The 22,234-nt window shown below is 72.0% G+C and carries 20 protein-coding genes and 1 riboswitch; of the genes, 6 read left to right on the top strand and 14 right to left on the bottom strand.

The annotated features are described in order from the left end of the window. Positions 1–127: 127 nt before the first annotated feature. Positions 128–1,399 (bottom strand): serine hydroxymethyltransferase, encoded by a 1,272-nt coding sequence (glyA, locus tag ACQB60_RS35860; RefSeq protein ID WP_496930300.1) that lies wholly within the window; start codon positions 1,397–1,399, stop codon positions 128–130. 52 nt (positions 1,400–1,451) lie between these two features. After that, positions 1,452–1,544, bottom strand: a riboswitch (ZMP/ZTP riboswitch). Between the two features lie 121 nt (positions 1,545–1,665). On the opposite strand from glyA, the gene rocD reads away from it, so the two are divergent. Beyond that, positions 1,666–2,868 (top strand): ornithine--oxo-acid transaminase, encoded by a 1,203-nt coding sequence (rocD, locus tag ACQB60_RS35855; RefSeq protein ID WP_496930299.1) that lies wholly within the window; start codon positions 1,666–1,668, stop codon positions 2,866–2,868. 12 nt (positions 2,869–2,880) lie between these two features. Here the strand turns inward: rocD and ACQB60_RS35850 are convergent, their stop codons facing one another. The 3 genes from ACQB60_RS35850 to ACQB60_RS35840 all read right to left on the bottom strand — a co-directional run bounded on the left by ACQB60_RS35850 (position 2,881) and on the right by ACQB60_RS35840 (position 5,356). Further along, on the bottom strand, positions 2,881–3,666 hold the full coding sequence (locus ACQB60_RS35850; protein WP_496930298.1) for an SAM-dependent methyltransferase: 786 nt from the start codon (positions 3,664–3,666) through the stop codon (positions 2,881–2,883). Positions 3,667–3,731: 65 nt separating this feature from the next. Further along, positions 3,732–4,919, bottom strand: coding sequence for a glutathionylspermidine synthase family protein (locus tag ACQB60_RS35845; RefSeq protein WP_496930297.1), 1,188 nt, complete (start codon positions 4,917–4,919; stop codon positions 3,732–3,734). A gap of 32 nt (positions 4,920–4,951) precedes the next feature. Beyond that, positions 4,952–5,356: a hypothetical protein gene (locus ACQB60_RS35840; RefSeq protein ID WP_496930296.1), complete on the bottom strand. Its 405-nt coding sequence runs from the start codon at positions 5,354–5,356 to the stop codon at positions 4,952–4,954. Between the two features lie 88 nt (positions 5,357–5,444). Here ACQB60_RS35840 and ACQB60_RS35835 point away from each other — a divergent pair, with 88 nt between their 5' ends. Then, positions 5,445–6,287, top strand: a complete 843-nt coding sequence (locus ACQB60_RS35835; RefSeq protein ID WP_496930357.1) for a DMT family protein — start codon at positions 5,445–5,447, stop codon at positions 6,285–6,287. Positions 6,288–6,419: 132 nt separating this feature from the next. On the opposite strand, the gene ACQB60_RS35830 is transcribed toward ACQB60_RS35835, so the two are convergent. From ACQB60_RS35830 to pdxR, 3 genes are all read right to left on the bottom strand, one after another. Further along, entirely contained in the window at positions 6,420–8,525 is a 2,106-nt protein-coding gene (locus ACQB60_RS35830; RefSeq protein ID WP_496930295.1) for an ATP-binding protein, read from the bottom strand. 145 nt (positions 8,526–8,670) lie between these two features. Continuing rightward, entirely contained in the window at positions 8,671–9,816 is a 1,146-nt protein-coding gene (locus ACQB60_RS35825; RefSeq protein WP_496930294.1) for a PP2C family protein-serine/threonine phosphatase, read from the bottom strand. A 159-nt stretch (positions 9,817–9,975) separates the two neighbouring features. Beyond that, positions 9,976–11,415: a MocR-like pyridoxine biosynthesis transcription factor PdxR gene (pdxR, locus tag ACQB60_RS35820; RefSeq protein ID WP_496930293.1), complete on the bottom strand. Its 1,440-nt coding sequence runs from the start codon at positions 11,413–11,415 to the stop codon at positions 9,976–9,978. Between the two features lie 47 nt (positions 11,416–11,462). On the opposite strand from pdxR, the gene ACQB60_RS35815 reads away from it, so the two are divergent. The 3 genes from ACQB60_RS35815 to ACQB60_RS35805 all read left to right on the top strand — a co-directional run bounded on the left by ACQB60_RS35815 (position 11,463) and on the right by ACQB60_RS35805 (position 13,257). Then, positions 11,463–12,008: a carboxymuconolactone decarboxylase family protein gene (locus ACQB60_RS35815; RefSeq protein WP_496930292.1), complete on the top strand. Its 546-nt coding sequence runs from the start codon at positions 11,463–11,465 to the stop codon at positions 12,006–12,008. Positions 12,009–12,073: 65 nt separating this feature from the next. Further along, positions 12,074–12,508 (top strand): carboxymuconolactone decarboxylase family protein, encoded by a 435-nt coding sequence (locus ACQB60_RS35810; protein ID WP_496930291.1) that lies wholly within the window; start codon positions 12,074–12,076, stop codon positions 12,506–12,508. Continuing rightward, complete coding sequence (locus ACQB60_RS35805) at positions 12,505–13,257, top strand: isocitrate lyase/PEP mutase family protein (RefSeq protein ID WP_496930290.1); 753 nt, start codon at positions 12,505–12,507, stop codon at positions 13,255–13,257. The genes ACQB60_RS35810 and ACQB60_RS35805 overlap by 4 nt, the downstream gene beginning before the upstream one ends. Before the next feature lie 52 nt (positions 13,258–13,309). Here ACQB60_RS35805 and ACQB60_RS35800 read toward each other — a convergent pair whose 3' ends face one another. From ACQB60_RS35800 to ACQB60_RS35780, 5 genes are all read right to left on the bottom strand, one after another. Continuing rightward, positions 13,310–14,272 carry an ABC transporter substrate-binding protein gene (locus ACQB60_RS35800; protein WP_496930289.1) on the bottom strand — a complete coding sequence of 321 codons (963 nt, stop codon included), beginning with the start codon at positions 14,270–14,272 and terminating at the stop codon, positions 13,310–13,312. A 1-nt stretch (position 14,273) separates the two neighbouring features. Then, positions 14,274–16,250 carry an ABC transporter permease gene (locus tag ACQB60_RS35795; RefSeq protein WP_496930288.1) on the bottom strand — a complete coding sequence of 659 codons (1,977 nt, stop codon included), beginning with the start codon at positions 16,248–16,250 and terminating at the stop codon, positions 14,274–14,276. Beyond that, positions 16,250–17,371, bottom strand: coding sequence for a quaternary amine ABC transporter ATP-binding protein (locus tag ACQB60_RS35790; RefSeq protein WP_496930287.1), 1,122 nt, complete (start codon positions 17,369–17,371; stop codon positions 16,250–16,252). The genes ACQB60_RS35795 and ACQB60_RS35790 overlap by 1 nt, the downstream gene beginning before the upstream one ends. Then, complete coding sequence (locus ACQB60_RS35785; protein ID WP_496930286.1) at positions 17,368–18,900, bottom strand: GMC family oxidoreductase; 1,533 nt, start codon at positions 18,898–18,900, stop codon at positions 17,368–17,370. Before ACQB60_RS35785 ends, ACQB60_RS35790 begins: the two co-directional genes overlap by 4 nt. A gap of 71 nt (positions 18,901–18,971) precedes the next feature. Continuing rightward, positions 18,972–20,501, bottom strand: a complete 1,530-nt coding sequence (locus ACQB60_RS35780; protein ID WP_496930285.1) for an aldehyde dehydrogenase family protein — start codon at positions 20,499–20,501, stop codon at positions 18,972–18,974. Between the two features lie 218 nt (positions 20,502–20,719). Between ACQB60_RS35780 and ACQB60_RS35775 the strand changes: the two genes are divergently transcribed. After that, positions 20,720–21,469: a hypothetical protein gene (locus ACQB60_RS35775; protein ID WP_496930284.1), complete on the top strand. Its 750-nt coding sequence runs from the start codon at positions 20,720–20,722 to the stop codon at positions 21,467–21,469. Here the strand turns inward: ACQB60_RS35775 and ACQB60_RS35770 are convergent, their stop codons facing one another. Together ACQB60_RS35770 and ACQB60_RS35765 are read right to left on the bottom strand one after the other, a co-directional pair. After that, positions 21,470–21,985, bottom strand: a complete 516-nt coding sequence (locus ACQB60_RS35770) for a hypothetical protein (protein WP_496930283.1) — start codon at positions 21,983–21,985, stop codon at positions 21,470–21,472. Beyond that, positions 21,982–22,230, bottom strand: coding sequence for a helix-turn-helix transcriptional regulator (locus ACQB60_RS35765; RefSeq protein ID WP_496930282.1), 249 nt, complete (start codon positions 22,228–22,230; stop codon positions 21,982–21,984). The genes ACQB60_RS35770 and ACQB60_RS35765 overlap by 4 nt, the downstream gene beginning before the upstream one ends. Between the last annotated feature and the right edge of the window lie 4 nt (positions 22,231–22,234).

Here is a 22,234-nt window from a genome sequence, read left to right as displayed (position 1 = left end):
ACGGGCGGGCGGTCTGTGGCCATGCTCAGCATTCTCTCAGGTGACTGCGACAGGTGGGGAACAGGTGCGGAACAGGTGCGGGACGGCCCGTACCGGTTCGGCGCCTGTTCCCCGCCCGGCCGTCGGCTCAGTCCGTGGGCAGGCCCGGCGCCGGGAACGACCGCATCAGGTCCGCCACTTCGGCCCTGATCTTGGTGAGGGTCTCTTCGTCACCCGCACGAGCTGCGGTGACGCCCCGGTCGATCCACTCGGCGACGGTCGGCATGTGGTCGGCGGTGAGGCCCCGCGAGGTGAGGGACGGGGTGCCGATGCGGACGCCGGAGGGGTCGAAGGGCTTCCTCGGGTCGTACGGGACGGTGTTGTAGTTCACGACGATCCCGGCCCGGTCGAGCGCCTTCGCGGCCACCTTGCCGGGGACGTCCTTGGGGGTGAGGTCCATCAGGATCAGGTGGTTGTCGGTGCCGCCGGAGACAAGGTCGAAGCCGCGCGCGAGGAGGGCGTCGGCGAGGGCCTTGGCGTTGGCGACCACGGCGTGCGCGTAGGTGCGGAAGTCCGGCCTCGCCGCCTCGTGCAGGGCGACGGCGATCGCTGCGGTGGTGTGGTTGTGCGGGCCGCCCTGGAGCCCGGGGAAGACGGCCTTGTCGATGGCCTTGGCGTGCTCCTCGCGGGACATCAGCAGGGCGCCGCGCGGGCCGCGCAGGGTCTTGTGGGTGGTCGTGGAGATCACATCGGCGTGCTCGGCGGGCGAGGGGTGGGCGCCGCCCGCGACCAGGCCCGCGATGTGGGCGATGTCCGCGACGAGGACGGCCCCGGCCTCGCGGGCGATCTCCGCGAAGCCCGCGAAGTCGATGGTGCGGGGCAGCGCGGTGCCACCGCAGAAGATCAGCTTCGGGCGCTCCTTGAGGGCCAGGTCGCGCACCTCGTCGAGGTCGACGAGCCCGGTGTCCTGCCGCACCCCGTACTGCACTCCCTGGAACCACTTGCCGGTCGCCGAGACGCCCCAGCCGTGCGTGAGGTGGCCGCCCATCGGCAGGGCCATGCCCATCACGGTGTCGCCGGGCTCGGCGAAGGCCAGGTAGACGGCGAGGTTGGCCGGGGAGCCGGAGTAGGGCTGGACGTTGGCGTGGTCGACGCCGAAGACGGCCTTGGCGCGGTCCTGGGCGAGCCGCTCCACCTGGTCGATGACCTGCTGGCCCTCGTAGTAGCGGCGGCCCGGGTAGCCCTCGCTGTACTTGTTCTGCAGGACCGTGCCGGTGGCCTCGAGGACGGCCGTGGAGACGTAGTTCTCGCTGGGGATCAGGCGCAGCGTCTCCGCCTGGAGCTGCTCCTCGGCGCCGACGAGGCCGGCGAGCTCGGGGTCCTCGGCGGCGAGGGCGGGGTGCGACAAGGGGAGAGTCATGGTGGTGGCCTCCGGGGCATGCGGTCAGGTCGTGTCCGTACGTGACGTGCTCCCGGGGTGCCCAGGCGGGCGGCACCTCGAAGGTCTTACCCATGGCGGGGCTCCCTCGGGGTCGGTTCCCCGTACGCCAGTCGCCCTGCCGGTGAGAACACAGTAACGGGCGCGCCGGTACGGCAGGTTTCCCTGTCCGCGATGCGAGCGACGATAGGAATTGGGCCACGAGCCCCGCCTCCCATCCGCCGTGTGTGCCGAAGAACGGAGACCCCGTGTCCGCTACGGAAGCCCTCATCGCCCAGGCCGAAGCCCACAGCGCCCACAACTACCACCCGCTGCCCGTCGTGATCGCCTCGGCCGACGGCGCATGGATGACCGACGTCGAGGGGCGCCGCTTCCTCGACATGCTCGCCGGGTACTCGGCGCTCAACTTCGGACACGGCAACCGCCGCCTCGTCGAGGCCGCGAAGGCCCAGCTCGACCAGGTCACGCTGACCTCGCGGGCCTTCCACCACGACCGGTTCGCGGCGTTCTGCACGCGCCTGGCCGAGCTGTGCGGCAAGGAGATGGTGCTGCCCATGAACACCGGCGCCGAGGCGGTCGAGACGGCCGTGAAGACGGCGCGGAAGTGGGGCTACCGGGTCAAGGGCGTGCCGGACGGGCGGGCGAAGATCGTCGTGGCGGCCGACAACTTCCACGGCCGCACCACGACCATCGTCAGCTTCTCCACCGACCCCGAGGCGCGCGCCGACTTCGGCCCCTACACGCCGGGCTTCGAGATCGTCCCGTACGGCGACACGGAGGCGCTGCGGGCGGCCGTCGACGAGAACACGGTGGCCGTGCTGCTCGAACCCATCCAGGGCGAGGCGGGCGTCCTGGTGCCGCCGCCCGGATACCTCGCGGCCGTACGGGAGTTGACGCGGGAGCGGAACGTGCTCTTCATGGCGGACGAGATCCAGTCCGGCCTCGGCCGCACCGGGCGCACCTTCGCCTGTGAGCACGAGGGCGTGGTGCCCGACGTGTACCTGCTCGGCAAGGCGCTCGGCGGCGGCGTCGTGCCGGTCTCCGCGGTGGTGGCCGACGCCGACGTGCTCGGCGTCTTCCACCCCGGCGAGCACGGCTCGACCTTCGGCGGCAACCCGCTCGCCTGCGCGGTCGGCCTGGAGGTCGTCGACATGCTCTCCACCGGCGAATTCCAGGCCCGCGCCACCGAGTTGGGCGAGCACCTGCACGCCGAGCTGGGGCTGCTCACCGGCACCGGGAAGGTCACGGCGGTGCGCGGGCGCGGGCTGTGGGCCGGGGTCGACATCAGCCCCGCGTACGGGACGGGGCGGGACATCTCGCAGAAGCTGATGGACCGGGGCGTCCTGGTGAAGGACACCCACGGGTCCACGATCCGGCTCGCGCCGCCCCTGGTGATCAGCAAGGAGGACCTGGACTGGGGGCTCGACCAGCTGCGGGCCGTCCTCAGCTGACCGGCTGCCGGTTCAGGCTTTGCGTGCGACGCCGCCGAACATCGCCACGTCCTCCAGCGGACCCTCGGCGGCGTCCGCACGCCACTTGTTGCACGACACGACGCCCGGTTCGAGGAGGTCAAGGCCGTCGAAGAACCGGGTGATCTGCTCGGGGGTGCGCTGGGTGAGCTTCGGGGTGCCGTGCTCGTTCCAGAACGCGACGGCGGCGTCCACGTCGGGCATGTCCGGCCGGGTGATGGTGTGGCTGAGGACGAGGTGGCTGCCGGACGGCAGGGCGTCCATGACGCGCCGCACGACGCCGTACGCCTCGGAGTCGTCGTCGAGGAAGATGACGACGCCGAGCAGGATCAGGGCGACGGGCTTGCTGAAGTCCAGGGTCTTCGCGGCCTGTTCGAGGATCACGTCGACGTCGCGCAGGTCCTGGTCGAGGTAGTCGGTGCGGCCCTCGGGGGTGCTGGTGAGCAGCGCGCGGGCGTGGACGAGGACCAGCGGGTCGTTGTCCACGTAGACGACGCGGGACTCCGGGGCGAGGCGCTGGGCCACCTCGTGGGTGTTGTCGGCGGTGGGCAGGCCCGTACCGATGTCCAGGAACTGCCGTATGCCCTCCTTCGCCACCAGGTGCTGCACCGCGCGGCCGAGGAAGACCCGGTCGGCGCGGGCGTACTCCCCGATGCCGGGGTGGAGCTCGCGGATCTGGTCGCCCGCCGCCTGGTCCACCTCGTAGTTGTCCTTGCCGCCGAGCCAGTAGTTCCAGATGCGCGCCGTGTGCGGCTGGCTTGTATTGATCCTGTCGTCCATGGGTGCAGGGTATGCGGCGCACAACGGGACGTCTCCGCCGGGGAGTTCAAAGAATTCTCCGGCGGTCAGAGGATCACGTGGGGCAGGAAACGGGCGTACTCGTCCGTGATCAGGCCCGCGGACTCCCGGATGCCGAGGCCCGCCGCCTCCCCCTCGACGACCCACGCGCCCAGCACCGTGCGGTTGCCGTCGAAGTCCGGCAGCGGCGCCAACTCCTGGTAGCAGCAGGGCTCTTCGCGTACGGCGGCGGGGGCACCCGGGTCGTGGACCGTCACCCCCGCGCCCTCCCGGCCCAGGAGGGGCTTGGCGACCCAGCCCGTCGTGGCGGCGAGGTCGCGCGGGCCGTCCAGGTAGGCGGGGAGCAGGTTCGGGTGGCCCGGATACAGCTCCCAGAGGACCGCGAGCAGCGCCTTGTTGGACAGCAGCATCTTCCAGGCGGGTTCGATCCACAGCGTGCTGCCCGTGCCGCCGCCGTTGTCCAGGGTGTCCAGGACGTGCGGGCCGAAGCGGTCCGTGGCCAGCCACTCCCAGGGGTAGAGCTTGAAGCAACTGCGCACAAAGCGGAGCTTCTTGTCGACGAAGCGGCCGGAGAGACCGTCCCAGCCGATGTCCTCCATCGAGATGGACTCCGTGGCCAGGCCCGCCTGGTCGGCCGTCTCCCGCAGATACGCGACCGTCATCAGGTCCTCGCCGAGCTCGTCGCCCGCGGAGTGCGCGAAGTAGAGGGGGCTGCCCGGCGGGAGCAGCTCGGCCTGCTTCCGCCAGGCTTCGACCAGGCGCTCGTGGAGGGAGTTCCACTGGTCGGCGCCCGGGAAGCGCTCCTCCATCCAGAACCACTGGGGGCTGGCCGCCTCGACGAGGGAGGTCGGGGTGTCCGCGTTGTACTCGAGGAGCTTCGCCGGGCCCGTCCCGTCGTACCGCAGGTCGAACCGGCCGTAGAGGGACGGGAGTTCCGCCCTGCGGCGCCAGGACTCCTTGACGAGCGCGGTGAGGCGGGGGTCGGTGATGCCCAGGTCCTCCGCCAGCCGGTCGCGGCTGACCAGGTGCTCCGCCGCCGCGAGACACATCGCGTGCAGTTCCTCGACCACCTCCTCCAGCGCCTCCACCTCGGGCAGCGAGAAGACGTAGTACGCGGACTCGTCCCAGTACGGGCGCAGCGTGTCGTCCGGGTAGCGGGTGAGCGGGTAGATGAGGCCCTGGTCCTCGACTGTCTGCTGCCAGCCGGGGCGGGGGGTGGTGGTGTGGCGTTTCATGGGGGTGCGGTTGTCTCTGGCTCTCTGTTCGTTCAGCCGCCGCCGCTGCCCGAGCAGCCGAAGCCGTTCCTGTCCACAGCCTCGCTGCGGCTGAACGTGCCGTCGTCCGCGCGGCGGCCGGTGACGTCCGCGTCGTAGTACCAGGCGGCGTCCACGCGGCCCTGCCTGCCGGTGCCGAAGGACCCCGGGGAACCCTTGCGGGACGACGATGAGCCCTGCGCGCCCGACGCGCAGTTGCTGTCGCTCACGATGCGGTAGCCGTCGGTGAAGTTGTAGCTGTCGCGGTCCACGCAGCGGCGGTCCGGGTCGGAGCCGCAGGATGTGAGGGCCGCGGCGAGCACGCCCATGCCGCCGAGGGCGACGGTGCTTGAGCGCATCCGGCGGCGTGAGGCCGGGGCTGGGGTCGGCGCCGGCGTCGGCGTCGGGACTTCGGTCATGGTGCGTGAGGGTAGGCAACGCCCGGGCGGGCCCGCCGGGCGCCCCCTGGGCCTCAGCCTCAACTACTGTCCCTTCATGCCCCTTGGGATGATTTGCGCACTGGGTTCCGCGGTCTGCTTCGGTACGGCCTCCGTCTTCCAGGCGGTCGCCACCCGCTCCACGGCGCCCGGCTCCGGCTCCGGCGTCGACCCGGCGCTGCTGCTGCGCGCGGCACGCCAGTGGCGCTACCTGCTCGGCCTCGCCCTGGACGGCCTCGGCTTCCTCCTCCAGATCGTCGCGCTCAGATCGATCCCCATCTACGCGGTGGGGGCGGCGCTCGCGGCCTCGCTGGCGGTCACGGCGGTGGTGGCGGCGCGGCTGCTGCACGTGCGGCTGAGCGGGGTGGAGTGGGGTGCCGTGGGGGTCGTCTGCGCGGGTCTGGCGATGCTGGGGCTGGCCTCCGGCGACGAGGGCGAGCACGGCGGGTCGGCGACGCTGCGGTACGCGATGCTCGGGGTCGCGGTGGCCGTGCTGCTGCTCGGTGCGGTGGCGGGCAGGCTTCCCGACCGGGGGCGTGCGCTGGCGCTGGGTCTGGGGGCGGGGTGCGGCTTCGGCGTGGTGGAGGTGACGGTGCGCCTCATCGACGACGTCTCGCCGGGTGCGCTGCTCTCCAATCCCGCGACGTACGCCCTGCTCGTGGGTGGTGGCGCGGCGTTCCTGCTGCTCACGTCGGCGCTGCAGCGGGGGTCGGTGACGACGGCGACGGCCGGGATGGTCATCGGCGAGACGGTCGGTCCGGCGCTGGTGGGCGTGGTGTGGCTGGGTGACCGGACGCGGGAGGGCCTGGGGTGGCTGGCGGTGCTGGGGTTTGTGGTGGCGGTGGTGGGGGCGCTGGCGCTGGCGCGCTTCGGGGAGGCGCCCGCGGAGCAGGCGGCGGACGCCGTGCGGTGAGCGTGCGTGCCGGGCGTCGGGACGCGGGCGGGGGCTGAAGGGCAGGCCCTCAGAGGACCGGGCCGGGGCGGGCGAGGAGTGAAGGGCAGGCCCTCAGGGGGCCGGGGCGGGCGAGGGGTGAAGGGCAGGCCCTCAGGGGGCCGGGGCGGGTGGGGGCGTGAGGGCGTAGGCGAGGGCGGCGTCGGGGGCGGCGGCGTAGCCGGTGTCGAAGGCGGTGCGGTAGGCGTCGTCGCCGATGAGGCCGCGGGCCTGCTTCTCGGTCGCGATGCGCGCGCCGACGAGTCCGTCCACGCCCATCTGAGGGGTGCCGATGGCGTGCCAAGTCTGCTCGGCGATGCCGAGGAGCCGGGCGGCGCACTCGGCCTGCCCGGCGGCGACGGCGGCGGAGGCGAGCACGTCGATGGCCATGGCGATGGCGAGATGGTCCCGGAAGCGGCGCTTGCCGTCGAGGGCGGTGCGGGCCCGGGCCGCGGCCTCCTCCACCCGCCCCAGTCCGAGCGCCGCGAGGGCGCGCATGTAGTCGGCCCAGGCGTGGGCCCAGGTCTCACCGCGCCGGGCGCACTCGGAGGCCACCTCGTCGGCGGCGGCCATGGCTTCGGTGAACTCCCCGATGAAGTTGTGGACGACGGCCCGTCCGGCCACGGCAAGGAACCACGCCTCGTGGTAGCGCCCGCCGTCCGCGGGACGGCGCGGTGTCGTGCCGAACACCTCGACGGCGCGCGTCAGTTGACCGCTCAGTGCGAGAGCCTGGCCTTCGAGAATGGCCGCGGCGACCGGGCTGGTCTCGTCGGTGTCGTCCGCGGTGGCCTCGCGGAAGGCGGCGGCGACGGCGGCGATGGTCTCCGTGTCGCCCTGGGCGGCGGCGACGATGCCACGGGCGAACAGGGCTCGCGCACGGGCCGGTGCGGGGGTGTCGTCGAGGGCCAGGACCTGGTCGAGGTAGTGCCGGCCTTCCCGGACGAAGCCACAGGCGAACCAGAGGAACCACAGCGTCCCGCCCAGCTCCGCGGCGGTGCCCCCGTCCCGTTCCGCGAGGCAGAGGTCGAGGGCGGCGCGGAGGTTGGCGTGCTCGGCGACCGTCCGCTCGTACCAGACGAGTTGATCCGGCCCCATCCAGGCGGCGTCCGCCCGGTGGGCCAAGGTCCGGTAGTGCTCCAGGTGGCGGTGGCGCAGGGTGCGTTCCTCGCCCAGGCTGCGCAGCCAGCAGGCGCCGAACTCGCGGATGGTGTCCAGCATCCGGTAGCGCGTCCCCGAGCCGCCGCCCGGGGCGAAGGTGAGCAGGGACTTGTCCGCGAGCCCGGCCAGCAGGCCCTCGATGGCGCCCTCGGGCAGCCGGGCGTCGGCGCACACGTCGCGGGCCGCCGCCGCGTCGAAGCCGCCCGCGAAGACCGAGAGCCGGGCCCACAGCAGCCGCTCGTGCGGGTCGCACAGCTCGTGGCTCCAGCCGATCGCCGTGCGCAGGGCCTGGTGCCACGGCGGGTCGGCCTCGTGCACCAGCTCCTCGGTGGTGCCCAGGACGGAGAAGCGGTCGTCGAGGCGTGCGGTCAGCTCGGCCATGGACAGGTCGCGCAGGCGGGCGGCGGCCAGCTCGATGGCGAGCGGGAGGCCGTCCAGGCGGTGGCAGAGGCGTACGAGGCCGGAGCGGTTGGCGTCGCAGACGGCGAACCCGGGCACCGCCTCGGCCGCACGGGCGGCGAGCAGGGCGACCGCGTCCGCCTCGCCTCCGTGACCGCCCTCGCCCCGCACCGGCAGCGGCGCCACGGTCAGCAGGCGCTCCGCGCCCAGGCCCAGCGGGCGGCGGCTGGTCACCAGGATCCGCAGCCCCGGCGCCGCCGCCAGCAGCGCCTCGGCCATCGGCGCGCACCGGTCCACCAGATGCTCACAGGTGTCGAACACCAACAGCAGCTCACGGTCCGCCAGATAGTCGGCCAGCACGTCGGCCATCGGCCGCGTCGTCTGGTCCGCCAGCGGCAGTACCTCGGCGATGACGTGCTCCAGCAGCGCTCCGCGCCGCAGGGCCGAGAGGTCGACCCACCACACCCCGTCCCGGAAGGACGGCCGTGCCGCGTGCGCGGCGCGCAGCGCCAGACGTGTCTTGCCCACCCCGCCGACGCCCGTCAGCGTCACGAGCCGGGAGTCGCCGAACAGCCGTCGGACCTGCGCCAGTTCCGCGCGCCGCCCGATCAGCTCCGCGGCCTCCGCGGGCAGATCGCCCGCGCATCGCCCCTGCGTCGTCATGCTCGTCCTCTCCCCGGCCCTTCCGAAAAGAGACAGCCTCCTGGCTCCGGCCCGGCGGCGGGATCGATGATCAGTACTCACCGGCAAGTGACCGATTGTGATGACCGCAGGTCACGGAGGGCAGTAATCCGTTCGCGGGCGTCCGTCACGAGGAGCGCAGCGGCGGTTGCCGCCCCTCGTCCTCCGCCGCCCGGTCGTCCGCCCCCCGGTCGTCCGCCCCCCGGTCGTCCGCCACCCGTCCGGGCGCCCCGTCGAGCAGTGCGACGGTGGGCTGGACGAGGAGCAGGGTCAGGTCGTCGTCGGCGCCGGGTGGGGCGTGCCGGTGGAACAGGTCGAGGAGGCCGTCGAGAGCCTGGTCGATGGGGGGTGCGGCCAGGGCGGCCCCGACCCGGTGGTCGAGCGGAAACTCGACGCCCCGGTCGTTCCGGGCCTCGGTGAGACCGTCGGTGTAGAACAGCAGCCGTTGTTCGGGGCTGAGCACGATCCGCTGCAGGGACGGCTGTGGCGACAGGCCCAGGGGCGGGGAGGGGCTGGGCGGTTCGAGGAGCTCCAGGCGGCGTCCCGTGCGCAGCGGGGGCGGGTGGCCGCAGTTGACCAGGCGGGCCCCCTCGGGCACGAAGTCGGCGAGGAGCAGGGTCACGAAGTCCTCGTCACCCAGGTCGGCCCGGATGCGCTGGTCGAGCGTACGGGCGAGGCGGACCAGGTCGGGCTCGGTGGCCGCGGTCTGCCGGAAGGCGCACAGCACGGCCGCGCCGACCCGGGCCGCGTCCACGCCGTGCCCCCGCACGTCCCCGATGACAAGGCGCGGGCCGGCGGCGGTGAGCGTGACGTCGTGCAGATCGCCGCCGAGCAGGGCGCCCTCGGTGGCGGAGCGGGTGTGCGCGGCCAGGGCGAGGCCGCCGATCTCGGCGGGCAGGGGACGTACGAGGGCCCGCTGGGCCAGCTCGGCGATCCGGGTCATCCGGGCCAGGGCGGCCTCGCAGGCCGTGCGGGCGTGGGCCATCAGGACCGCCCACAGGCCGACCGCGGCCACGAACAGGACGTGCACCGCGGCGGGGGGTGTGGCCGGCCAGGGGGTGGCGGCGCCCGCCACGCCCGGGAGCACCGCGGCGAGGAGGACCGCCACGAGGGTGAGCACGGCCGTGGCCCGGACCGTCAGCCGGTAGGCCGCGAGGAGCGGCCCGCCGACCACCAGCACACAGAACGAGCCCCCCGGGTGGACGGCTGCGCCCCCCGCGACGGCTGCCTCGGCCGTCCCCGCCAACAGCAGCCAGCCACGATCCGAGCGCACGCACCCCTCCCGACGGTCGTTCGTCCCGGGAAAGCCGGAATCCCCGCACCCTTTCAGACGCGGCGCGCACGGAGAGTCACTTTCGCGCTATCGGTCCCCCGGCGTGCAAGGGGATCGGCGATCTCGGACCGGGTGTGACAGACCCTGACAGCGTGTGCCTCACGGCAGCACCCGGCACAGCGCCTCCAGCGCCCCCGCCCACGCGTGATCCGCCGGCGTCCCGTACCCCACCACCAGCGCGTCCAGGTCCGGCACCGTCGCCCGCGGGTGGCGGAAGTGGGACAGGCCCTGGACCGCGAGACGCTGCCAGCCGGCGGACTGGACCACCGAGTGCTCGGTGCCCGGCGGGAGTTCGAGCACCGCGTGCAGCCCCGCCGCGATGCCGCTGGCGTGGACGTCGGGCGCCTGCTCGGCCAGCGCGGCCACCAGCTGGTCCCGGCGGCGGCGGTAGCGCAGGCGGGCGCCGCGCACATGCCGGTCGTAGGCGCCCGACGTGAGGAACTCCGCGAGCGTCAGCTGGTCCATCGCGCCGCACGCCCAGTCCGAGTAGCCCTTCTCGTCCGCCACCTCCAGGGCCAGCCGCGGCGGCAGCACCATCCAGCCGAGGCGCAGGCCGGGGGCGAGGGACTTGCTGGCCGTGCCCAGGTACACGACGTGGTCCGGGTCGAGGCCCTGGAGCGCGCCGACGGGCTGGCGGTCGTAGCGGAACTCGCCGTCGTAGTCGTCCTCCAGGATCACGCCCCCGGTGCGCCGGGCCCAGTCGACCGACTCCGCCCTGCGGTCGGGGTGCAGCGGAAGGCCCGTCGGGAACTGATGGGCCGGGGTCAGCAGAGCCGCCTTGGAGGAGTTGCCGGGCGCGCTCAACTCCCCCGTGACCGTGCCCAGTTCGTCCAGGTCGAGCGGCACCGTCCGCAGCCCCGCCCGCGCCAGGACGCCCCAGTGCACGTCCAGGCCGTACGACTCCACCGCCACGTCCCGCACCCCGCGCCGCCGCAGCACCGCGCCCAGCAGCATCAGGCCGTGCACGAAGCCGGAGCAGACGACGATCCGGTCGGGGTCCGCGCGCACGCCCCGCGCCCGGGAGAGGTAGTCCGCGAGGGCCGTGCGGAGCTCGATGCGGCCGCGCGGGTCGCCGTAGCCGAAGGCGTCGTTGGGCGCCGTCGCCAGGGCGCGCCGCGCCGCCTTCAGCCACTCGCCGCGCGGGAACGACGCCAGGTCGGGGGTGCCGGGCATCAGGTTGTACGTGGGGGCGGCGGACGTCCTGCGCCGGGGCGCCGTCGACTGCGCCGAGCGGGCCGACCGTGCGGGGCTCGGCACCGCCCGCTCCGCCACCCGCGTGCCCGAGCCCTGCCGCGCCGTCAGCCAGCCCTCCGCCACCAGGTCCGCGTACGCGTCGGCGACCGTGTTGCGCGCGAGACCCAGGTCGACGGCGAGGGAGCGGGAGGAGGGCAGCCGGGTGCCGGGGGCCAGGCGGCCGCCGCGCACCGCCTCGCGCAGGGCGTCGGTGAGGCTCTTGCGGACGCCCGTCCCGCGCGCCCCCTGTCCCGCCGCCGTGTCGAGGTGGAGGTCGACCCCCAAAGTGGCCCAGGTTTCTTCCATGGGAATGGACCATACCCATGGGCTATTCCGCTCCTAGAGTCGGCACCATGACGACGAACGAGAACACGAACGAGAACCACACCGGCAGCGGCCACAGCCACCCCGGATACGCCGCCGAGCACACCCCCCGTATGAACATCGCGACCCTCGCCCCCGACGTCTACAAGGCCATGGTCCGGCTCGACTCCGCCGCCCGGAAGGGCGTCGACCCGGTCGTCCTGGAGCTCGTGAAGATCCGCGCCTCGCAGCTCAACCACTGCGCCTTCTGCCTGGACATGCACACCAAGGACGCACTCGCCGCGGGCGAGAGCGTCGAGCGCATCGTGCAGCTCAGCGCCTGGGAGGAGTCGCAGCACTTCTACACGGCGAAGGAGATCGCCGCGATCGAGCTGACCGAGGCCGTCACCGTCCTCACCGACGGCTTCGTGCCGGACGAGGTGTACGAGAAGGCCGCCAAGGAGTTCGACGAGGCGGAGTTGGCGCATCTGATCTCCGCCATCACCGTCATCAACGCCTGGAACCGCTTCGGCGTGACCACGCGCATGGTCCCGGGCCACTACACGCCGGGGTCGACCGCGCACCGCCCCGCGTAAGGGGAGACCGTCCAAAAGAATCGCCTCCTCTCAACGCGTCGTCCGCACAAAGGAGTTACCGCACCATGCGTCCTGCCAAGGTCCACCCCGACGTCCGCGCCGCCCTCCTGAAGGCGACCGCCGCCGCGGCGAAGGGCCTCGACCCCAAGGTCAAGCACCTGGTCGAGCTGCGCTCCTCGCAGATCAACCACTGCGCCTTCTGCATCGACATGCATGTCAAGGAGGCCAAGGAGGCCGGCGAGACCGACGAGCGGCTCCACTTCCTCAACGCCTGGGAGGAGGCCGCCGATCACTACTCGGAGAAGGAGCGGGCCGCCCTCGCCCTCGCCGAGGCCGTCACCGTCCTCACCGACGGCTTCGTGCCCGACGACGTGTACGAGCGCGCCGCCCGGCACTTCGACGAGGAGGAGCTCGGCCAGCTCATCGCCGTGATCACCCTCATCAACGGCTGGAACCGCTTCAACGTGGCCCTGCGCACCCCGCCGGGACTCAAGAAGTGAGCGCCGCCGACCGGGCCGCGGTGTTCCGCGCCCTGCACCACGGCCACTCCCCCGGCGCCCCTCTCCCACTGCCTGAAGGGCGTGGGAGGTACCCCCTCGTCCTGCCGGGCCCCTGGGACGCCGCCAGCGCGAAGGTCCTGGAGGAGGCGGGGTTCCCGGCCCTGGCGACGCCGAGCGCGGGGGTGTCGGCGTCCCTGGGGTACGCGGACGGTGAGCTGCCCGCGGACGAGATGTTCGCCGCGGTCGCCCGGATCGTACGGGCCGTCGACGTGCCCGTCAGCGCGGACATCGAGCGCGGGTACGGGCTCGCCCCCAAGGAGATCGTGGAGCGCCTCCTGGAGGCGGGGGCCGTCGGCTGCAACCTGGAGGACTCGACCCCCGAAGGGCTCAAGGACCCGCAGGAGCAGGCCGATTGGCTGGCCGAGGTCCGGGCCGCCGCCGGGGACCGGCTGTTCCTCAACGCCCGTGTGGACACCTTCGTGCGGGGCGTCGGCGACCCGGAGCGGGCGATCGAAAGGGCCCGGCTCTACGTCGCGGCGGGCGCCGACTGCGTCTACCCGATCATGGCGCCGCCCGAAGTCGTCCCCGTACTGCGGGAGTCGATCGACGGGCCGCTGAACGTGGTGGCGCGGCCGGACTCGGACCTCGGCAGGCTGGGCGCGCTCGGCGCCACCCGCATCACGTTCGGCCCGGGGCTGCTGAAGGCGACGATGGCGCAGCTGAACGACCTCGCCACGGGGCTCCGTTAGTCGCAGAGCAACGGGTGGGTGGGAGAAAAGAAGTCCCACCCACCCATCGGGCTCACTTCGGAATCCAGGCCCGCCACTTGGACTCGTTCTCGGACACCCACTTCTCCGCCGCGTCCTGGGGGGACATCTTCTTGTCGGCGATGTTGAGGGAGACCTCGTTCTGGTCGGCCTCGGACCAGTGGAACTTCTTCAGGAACTCGGCCGCCTTGCCGCCGTTCTTCGCGAAGTCCGCGTTGAAGTACTTCTGCAGCGGCGTGTGCGGGTACTCGCACTTGATCTTCGCCGGGTCGGCGTCGCAGCCCTCCTTGTACTTGGGCAGCTTCACCTCCGTCATCGGCACCTTCTCGAACAACCACTGCGGCTTGTACCAGTACGTCAGGAACGGCTTCTGCTGCTTGGCGAACTGCTTGATCTGGGTGATCTGCGCCGCCTCGGAGCCCGCGAAGACGACCTGGTAGTCCAGGCCGAGGTTCTTCACGAGGGCCTTGTCGTTGGTGAGGAACGACGGGGAGCCGTCCATCAGCTGGCCCTTGTCGCCGCTCTCCGGGGTGCGGAGCTGGTCGGCGTACTTGTTGAGGTTCTTCCAGTCGGTGACGTCCGGGTGCTTCTTCGCGAAGTACGTGGGGACGTACCAGCCGATGTGGCCGGTGACGCCGACGTCGCCGCCGCGCGCGACCGTCTTCTTGTCGTCGATGTAGAGCTTTTCCTGATCCGGGTGGCCCCAGTCCTCCATGATCGCGTCGACGCGGCCCTGGCTGAGCGCGTCCCAGGCCGGGACCTCGTCGATCTGGACCTTGTCGACGCGGTAGCCCAGCTCGTGGTCGAGCAGGTACTCGGCGACGGCCACGTCCGCCTGGGCTCCCACCCAGGACTGGACGGAGAGCGTCACGGTCTTGGCGCCCGCGTTGGCGTACGGGGACGACTGCTTGGTCATGTCGGCGGCACCGCACCCGGAGAGAGCGAGGAGGGCGCCGCCCGCGGTGAGCGCGCTCAGCACTCGTGTGCGCTTGCGCATGTCAGGCTCCCTTCTTCGCGCCGCGGTCCCGGCGTTCCGTGGGCTGCGTCACCCGGTCCAGCATCAGGCCGAGGCAGACGACGGCGATGCCGCCCACCAGACCGACGCCGAGGTCGTTCTGCGCGATGCCGTACAGGACGTCGTAGCCGAGCGAGCCACCGCCGACCATGCCGCCGATGACGACGACGGCGAGGACGAGGACGACCGCCTGGTTGACGGCGAGCAGCAGCGTCGGCCGGGCCAGCGGGAGCTGGACCTGGCGCAGTTGCTGCCAGCTGGTGGCGCCGAGGGACTTCGAGGACTCCATCGCCGCCGGGCTGACCTCGCGCAGGCCCTGCGTGGTGATGCGGATGACGGCGGGCACCGCGTAGGCGATGGCCGCGGCGCACGCGGGGGCGCGGCCGATGGCGAAGAGGCCCACGACCGGGATCAGGTAGACGAACTGCGGCATCGTCTGCAGGACGTCGAGGACCGGGCGGAGCAGCCGCTCCAGGCGCGAGCTGCGGGCCGCCGCGATGCCGATGGCGAAGCCGATGAGCACGGTGACGGCGACGGCGGCGATGACCTGCGACAGCGTGTCGAGGGACTTGTCCCACACGCCGAGGACGCCGATCCCGGCCATCGCGAGGACGGCGGTGAGCGCGGTCTTCCAGGTGCCGATCAGCCAGGCGAGCGTCGCGACGATGAGCAGCAGGGACCACCAGGGCATCCACTGCAGTCCGTCGCGGATCGGGTTGAGGACGCCGGTGGTGAAGTGCGCGGCCCAGTCGGCGGTGCCGCCGACGACGGGGATGCCGGTGTAGAGGTGGTCGACCATCCAGTCCTTGGCGGTGTTGACCGGCTCGGCGATGTTCACCGTCCAGCCGGCCGGCCAGTCGAGGCGGTCGGCGAAGCGGACGGCGAGGGCGACGACGACGGTCAGGGCGGCGGCCACGGACCAGCCGCGCCAGCCGCGCAGCGCCGAGGTGTCCTCGGCCTGGGCGCCCAGCTTCTCCCCCGCCGCACAGGTGACGCGGTCGAGGACGATGGCGAGCAGCACGATCGGGAGACCGCCGGCGAGGGCCGCGCCGACGTCCACGGAGCCGAGCGCCTGGTAGACGCGGTCACCGAGACCGGCGCCGCCGATCACCGACGCGATGACGGCCATGGAGAGCGCCATCATGATCGTCTGGTTGAGGCCGAGCAGCAGCTCCTTGCGGGCCAGCGGCAGGCGCGCCGAGAACAGGCGCTGCCGGGCCGTGGTGCCGAGCGAGGTCACGGCCTCCATCACGCCGCTGTCGGCGCCGCGCAGGCCGAGCGCGGTGAGCCGGGCCATCGGCGGAGCCGCGTAGATGACGGTCGCGATGAGCGCGGCGGGGACTCCGATGCCGAAGACCAGCGCGACGGGCAGCAGATACGAGAAGGCGGGCAGGACCTGCATGGTGTCGAGGACCGGCCGCAGCACGCGGAAGATCCGGTCGCTCAGCCCGGCCGCGAGCCCGAGCAGCATGCCGAGGACGACGGAGGCGAGCACGGCGACGACCATCAGGGCGAGGGTCTGCATCGTCGGCACCCACATGCCGAGCAGCCCGCACACGCCGAACGAGGCGGCCGTGAGCACCGCGAGCCGCACCCCGGCGACCCGCCAGGCGATCAGCGCGGCACCGGCGACGACACCGGCCCAGCCGCCCGCGAGGAGCACCAGGTAGACGGCGCGCACGGCCGCCACGATGCCGTTGGAGATGTGGCCGAAGAAGTAGATGAACAGCGGGTGGCTGTCACGGTGGTCGACGATCCACGTGTAGACGTTGTTGAGCGGCCCGGTCAGGTCGACGGTGAGGGCGTCGGGCCAGGCACCGGAGGCCCACTTGGCGTTGGCGATCGGCACGAGCACGGCCGCGGCGACGGCGAGCAGCAGGAGCTTGCCGACGGCGCGGTGTCGCAGCAGGGCGCCGATACCGGTATCTCGCAGCGGACTTGAGGCGGTGGCGGTGGCCATCAGGCGGTCACCTCACCGGCGTCGGCTGTCCCCTGCCGGGGCTTGACGGCCTCCGAGGCCACCCCGGCGACCACGCCGAGCAGACCCTCGTGGTCGACGACGCCCAGGCAGCGTCCGCCGTCCATGACGCGGACGGGGAAGCCGGAGCGGGCCACCGCCTCGATGGCCTCGGCGACGGTGGCGTCGGGCCCGAGGGCCGGGCCGCGGTCCGCCTCGTCGCTGTCGGCGGTGCGCATGGCGGTGCGCACGGTGAGGACCTGCTCGCGCGGGACGTCCCGGACGAAGTCGCGGACGTAGTCGTCGGCGGGCGAGCCGACGATCTCCTCGGGGGTGCCGAGCTGCACGACCTTGCCGTCGCGCATCAGCGCGATGCGGTCGCCGAGCTTCAGCGCCTCGCTGAGGTCGTGGGTGATGAAGACCATGGTGCGGCCCTCTTCGCGGTGCAGCCGGACGACCTCTTCCTGCATGTCGCGGCGGATCAGCGGGTCGAGGGCGCTGAACGGCTCGTCGAAGAGCAGGACTTCGGGGTCGACGGCGAGGGCGCGGGCGAGGCCCACGCGCTGCTGCTGGCCGCCGGAGAGCTGGCCGGGCTTGCGCTGCTCAAGACCTTCGAGGCCGACCTTGGCGACGACTTCGAGGGCCTTGGCGCGGCGCTCGGCCTTGCCGACGCCCTGGATCTCCAGGCCGTAGGCGACATTGTCGAGGACCGAGCGGTGCGGCAGCAGGCCGAAGTGCTGGAAGACCATGGCGGCGCGGTGCCGGCGCAGCTCGCGCAGCCGGGACTTGTCCATCGCGAGGACGTCCTCGCCGTCGATGGCGACGGCGCCCGAGGTGGGCTCGATGAGCCGGGTCAGACAGCGCACGAGCGTGGACTTGCCGGAGCCCGACAGGCCCATGACGACGAAGACCTCGCCCTTCTTCACCTCGAAGGACACGTCGCGCACGGCGGCGGTGCAGCCGGTGCGCTCGCGCAGCTCGGCGGGGTCGAGGCCGGTCAGCTCGGCGTTGCCCGGGATCTGTTCGGCCTTGGGGCCGAAGACCTTCCAGAGGTTCTGGACGGCGAATACGGGCTGCCCGGTCTCGGTGGTGGACTTCTCGGTCATCGTGGCGGCCTCGCTCATCGGCCATCACCTCCCAGCATCTCGGCACACTTTTCCCCGACCATGAGCACTCCGATCATCGGGTTCACGGCGGGCATCGTCGGGAAGACGGATGCGTCCGCGATACGGATTCCGGCCAGGCCCCGGATCTTCAATTCCGGGTCCACGACCGCGAGTTCATCAGTGGAAGCACCCATTCGGCAGGTTCCCGCCGGGTGGTAGACGGTGTGCGCGGCCTTGCGCACGAGCTCGCTGATCTCCTCGTCCTCGGTGACGTCCGGGCCGGGGAAGACCTCGCGCTTGAGCCACTTGGCGAACGGCTCGGCCTGGGCGACCTTGCGGGCCAGCTTGATGCCGTCGACGAGCGTCTGCCCGTCGTAGTCGCCCTCGTCCTCGAAGTACTTGAAGTCGAGGGCGGGCTTGACCTCCGGGTCCGCCGACGTCAGGTAGAGACGGCCGCGGGCGCGGGACTTGGGGATGTTCGGCGTCATGGAGACGCCGTGCTCGGGGCGCTCGTAGCCGAGGCGCTCCGGGTTGTCCGTGAACGGGATTTGGTAGAAGTGGAACATCAGGTCCGGGCCCTTGTGGGCCGGGTCCCGCTTCACGAAGAGGCCCGCGTCGGAGTCCATCGCGGAGTTGCCGGGGATGGGCCCGTTGGTCTCCCAGACGATGACCGACTCGGGGTGGTCGATGAGGTTCTCGCCGACGCCCGGCAGGTCGTGCACGACCGGGATGCCGAGCGCCTCAAGGTCCTTCGCCGGGCCGATGCCCGAGTGCATGAGCAGCCGGGGCGTGTCGACGGCGCCGGCGCAGACGAGCACCTCGCGGCGGGCGGTGAGGAGCTTCTCCTCGCCCTCCTTGGTGCGGACGTGCACGCCGCGCGCCGTCTTCCCGTCGAGCTCCAGCTTGTGCGCCCAGGTCTCCAGGAACAGGTGGAGGTTCGGGCGGTCACCCGCCTCCATGTGGGGGTGGAGGTAGGCGACGGACGCCGAGGACCGCTTGTTGTTCTCCGGGTGGTACGAGAGGTCGAAGAAGCCGACGCCCTCGTCGAAGGGCTTGTCGTTGAAGCCCACGACCTCCGGCACGCCGAGCGCCGTCTTCGTCGCCTCGACCCAGTCGGTGGCGATCTGGTTCTGGTCCTTCTTCGCCACCCGCACGATGTTGTTGCGCAGCTTGCCGAAGTACGGGTCCATGGCCTTGGCGTTCCAGCCCGCGGCCCCGGCCTCCTCCCACTCGTCCCAGTCGGACGGCAGCGGCTTGAAGGAGATCAGCGTGTTGTGCGAGGAGCACCCGCCGAGGACCTTCGCGCGGCTGTGCAGGATGTGCGAGTTGCCGCGCGGCTGCTCGGTGGTCGTGTACTCGTAGTCCAGCTCACCGCCGAGCAGGCCCAGCCACTTGCGCAGCGTCAGGACGTCCTCGCGCCCGATGTCGGACGGGCCGCCCTCGATGACGGCGACGGTGACGCCGGGGTTCTCGGTGAGCCGGGAAGCGATCACCGATCCCGCGGTGCCGCCACCGACGATGACGTAGTCGAACTCGGTCTGGGACATGGGGGGTTACTCCAAAGTTCTGCGCGTGATGAGCGGTCGTACGGGTGCTCAGGACCTGCCGGGTGCGGGGCTCAGCCCGCGAACCAGCGGACCGGGGCGGGCGCCAGGTTCTGGTAGATGTGCTTGGCCTCGCGGTACTCGGCGAGTCCGGCGGGGCCGAGCTCGCGGCCGACGCCGCTCTTGCCGAAGCCGCCCCACTCCGCCTGCGGCAGGTAGGGGTGGAAGTCGTTGATCCAGATGGTGCCGTGGCGCATCCGGCGCGCCATGCGGCGGGCGAGGCCCTGGTCGGTGGTCCAGACGGCGCCGGCGAGGCCGTACTCGGTGTCGTTGGCGAGCGCGACGGCCTCGTCCTCGGTGGTGAACGTCTCCACGGTCAGGACCGGGCCGAAGACCTCCTCGCGGACGACGCGCATCCCGCGGTGGCACTGGTCGAGCACCGTCGGCTCGTAGAAGTAGCCGGTGGCGGGGCGGGCCTCGGTGGGCTCGGGGCGCTTGCCGCCGGTGCGCAGGACCGCGCCCTCCTCCAGGGCGGACGCCACGTACATCTCGGTCTTCTCGCGCTGCTGCTGCGAGACGAGGGGGCCGCACTCCACGCCGTCCTCGGTGCCGCGGCCCAGGCGGATCCTGCCTGCCCTGCGGGCGAGTTCGGCGACGAAGCGCTCGCGCACCGACTCCTCGATGATGAGGCGGCCACCGGCGGAGCAGACCTGCCCGCTGTGGATGAAGGCGGCGTTGAGCGCCTGGTCGACGGCGGTGTCGAAGCCCTCTTCGGTGGCGCAGGCGTCGGCGAAGACGACGTTGGGGTTCTTGCCGCCGAGCTCCAGGGCGACCTTCTTGACGCCGAGGGCGGCGGCCTGGGCGACCTTGGTGCCGGAGACGAGGCCGCCGGTGAAGGAGACCAGGTCGACGTCCGGGTGGTCGGCGAGGCGGGCGCCCACGGTGTGGCCGGGGCCGGTGACGATGTTCGCGACGCCGGTGGGGAGTCCGGCCTCGACGAGCAGCTCGATGAGGGCGACCGTCGTCAGTGGCGTGATCTCGCTGGGCTTGATGACGAAGGTGTTGCCCGCCGCGAGGGCCGGGGCGATCTTCCAGCTGGCCTGGAGCAGCGGGTAGTTCCAGGGCGTGATCATCGTGCAGACGCCGATGGGCTCGTGCACGACGACGCTGTGGATGTCATCGCTGCCCGCGTCCACGACGCGGCCCGCGCCCTCGCCGATGACGAGGTCGGCGAAGTAGCGGAAGGCATCGGCCACGCAGTCGACGTCGACGCGGCCCTCCTCGACGGTCTTGCCGGCGTCGCGGCTCTCCAGGAGCCCGATCTTCTCCCGGTCGCGCACGAGCAGGTCGGCGACCCGGCGCAGCAGGGCGGCCCGCTCGGCGACCGGCGTGTGCGGCCAGGGGCCCTCGTCGAAGGCGCGGCGTGCGGCGGCGATGGCGGCGTCCGCGTCCTCCGTGGATCCCTCGGCGATCACGGCGAACGTCTTCGCGTCCGCGGGGTCGAGGATCTCGCGCGTGGCCCCGGAGGCGGCGCTCAGCCACGCTCCGTCCACATGGATGGTCTGTTGTGCGGACACGTCCCGTTTGCCTTCCGTTCCTGTCATCTGCCCCACCTGTCACTCATGGGGGCATTGCCCCCAGCTTCCTCATGGGGGCCGGGAGCACCTGCCCTCGGCCAGGAAAAGCATGCGCGTTCGGTGGCCGAAAGTGCGCCGCATCACTGCGCATGCGGGAGTTGGTGGGGGTACGTACGCTTAATGGGTGGTTTTCCACCGGAGGTGTAGCTATGCCCGGAATATTGCATAGGCGAGCCCGGGGTGCAGTGACCAGCACCACGGCCGCCGCGGCCCTCGCCCTCACCTTGACGGGCTTCGCCCCGGCCGCGACCAGCAGGAACGACGGCGGCACCGCCGACCTGAGCGCACAGGAGATCTTCGAGAAATCACGGACCGCGACCGAGGGCGCGACGTCGCTGCGCATCAAGGTAGACGCAGGGAAGGCGGGCGGCGACCGCGCGGGCAAGGAAGCGATGCCCTCGGTGGACCTCGCCCTGGACCGCAAGGGCGACTGCACCGGAACGATCACCGAGGACGGCGCCGCCATCGAGCTGATCAAGAAGGGCGAGAAGGTCTGGATCAAGCCCGACGCGGCGTTCTGGCAGCACGAGCTGCCCGGCAGGGACGGCGAGGCCGCCCAGGAACTGCTGAAGAACCGCTATCTGTACGGCACCACGGCCGACCCCATGCTCCAGGACGTCGCCGACGCCTGTGACCTGAACAAGTTCCTCCAGGGCGACGACGAGGACGAGCCCACGAACCTGCAGAAGGACGGCACGTCCAGCCTCGACGGCACCAAGGTCGTCAAGCTCACCGGCAAGGAGGACGGCAAGCCCGTCACGTACTACGTGGCCGCCGAGGGCAAGCCGTACATGATCAAGGCCGAGGGCGAGGACGACGGGCAGAAGCTGGCCGCCGTGTTCTCCGACTTCGACAAGCCGGTCCCGTCGAAGACCCCCTCGGCCGACGAGACCCTGGACGTCTCCAAGCTCAACAACCAGCTGCAGAGCACCTGATCAGACGTCGTCCTCGTCGGCGAGGTCGTCCTGGGCGGCGAGCCCCGCCACCCACAGCGGCATCAGCCAGTGCGTGACGAAGACCGCGAACAGCACGGGAAACACCAGGCCCTTGAGGTCCATCCCCGCGCACCAGGCGCCACCGACCCCCACGGTGGCGCCGAGCAGCAGCCAGAACATCGCACGGTGGGCGCGCGCGGCGACCGCGTTCTTCTCGGCGCGCTGGCGCTCGTCGAGGGCGCGGGCGCGCAGTTCGAGCAGGCCGCGCGTCGAGGAGTTGATGACGCCGGTGGCGAGGCACCACGGCAGCGACAGACCGAGCAGCGTCCAGACCGCCCAGCGCTCGTCGCCGACCACGGCGAACAGCCAGGCGGTGATCTCCGCTGCGGTCAGCGCGATGTGCGTGCCCACGACGGTGCGCCTGCGCGCGGCCGTCGCGTACATCGGAGCGCCCTCGCGCCGGTTCATCAGGGCGACCATCCGCCGGTCGTACCCCGTCAACTGACCTTCGGTCATTGTGCGTTCCTCCCGTAGACCTCATCCGTGAGCGGCCTGAACGGCTCCAGGGAGAACAGCGCCTCCACCGGCAGCCCGAAGAACTTCCCGATCTTCAATGCCAGGTCGAGGCTGGGGTTGTACTGCCCCCGCTCGATGTAGCCGATGGTCTGGTAGTGGACACCCACTGCCTCGGCCAGGGCCTGGCGCGACACCTTTCGCTCGGCGCGCACCACGGCCAGCCTGTTGTGCACCTGCTCGCTCATGTAT

The sequence above is a fragment of the Streptomyces odontotermitis genome (genome assembly GCF_050510915.1).
Lineage (GTDB): Bacteria > Actinomycetota > Actinomycetes > Streptomycetales > Streptomycetaceae > Streptomyces.
This window is presented reverse-complemented; position numbering and strand designations above follow the sequence as displayed.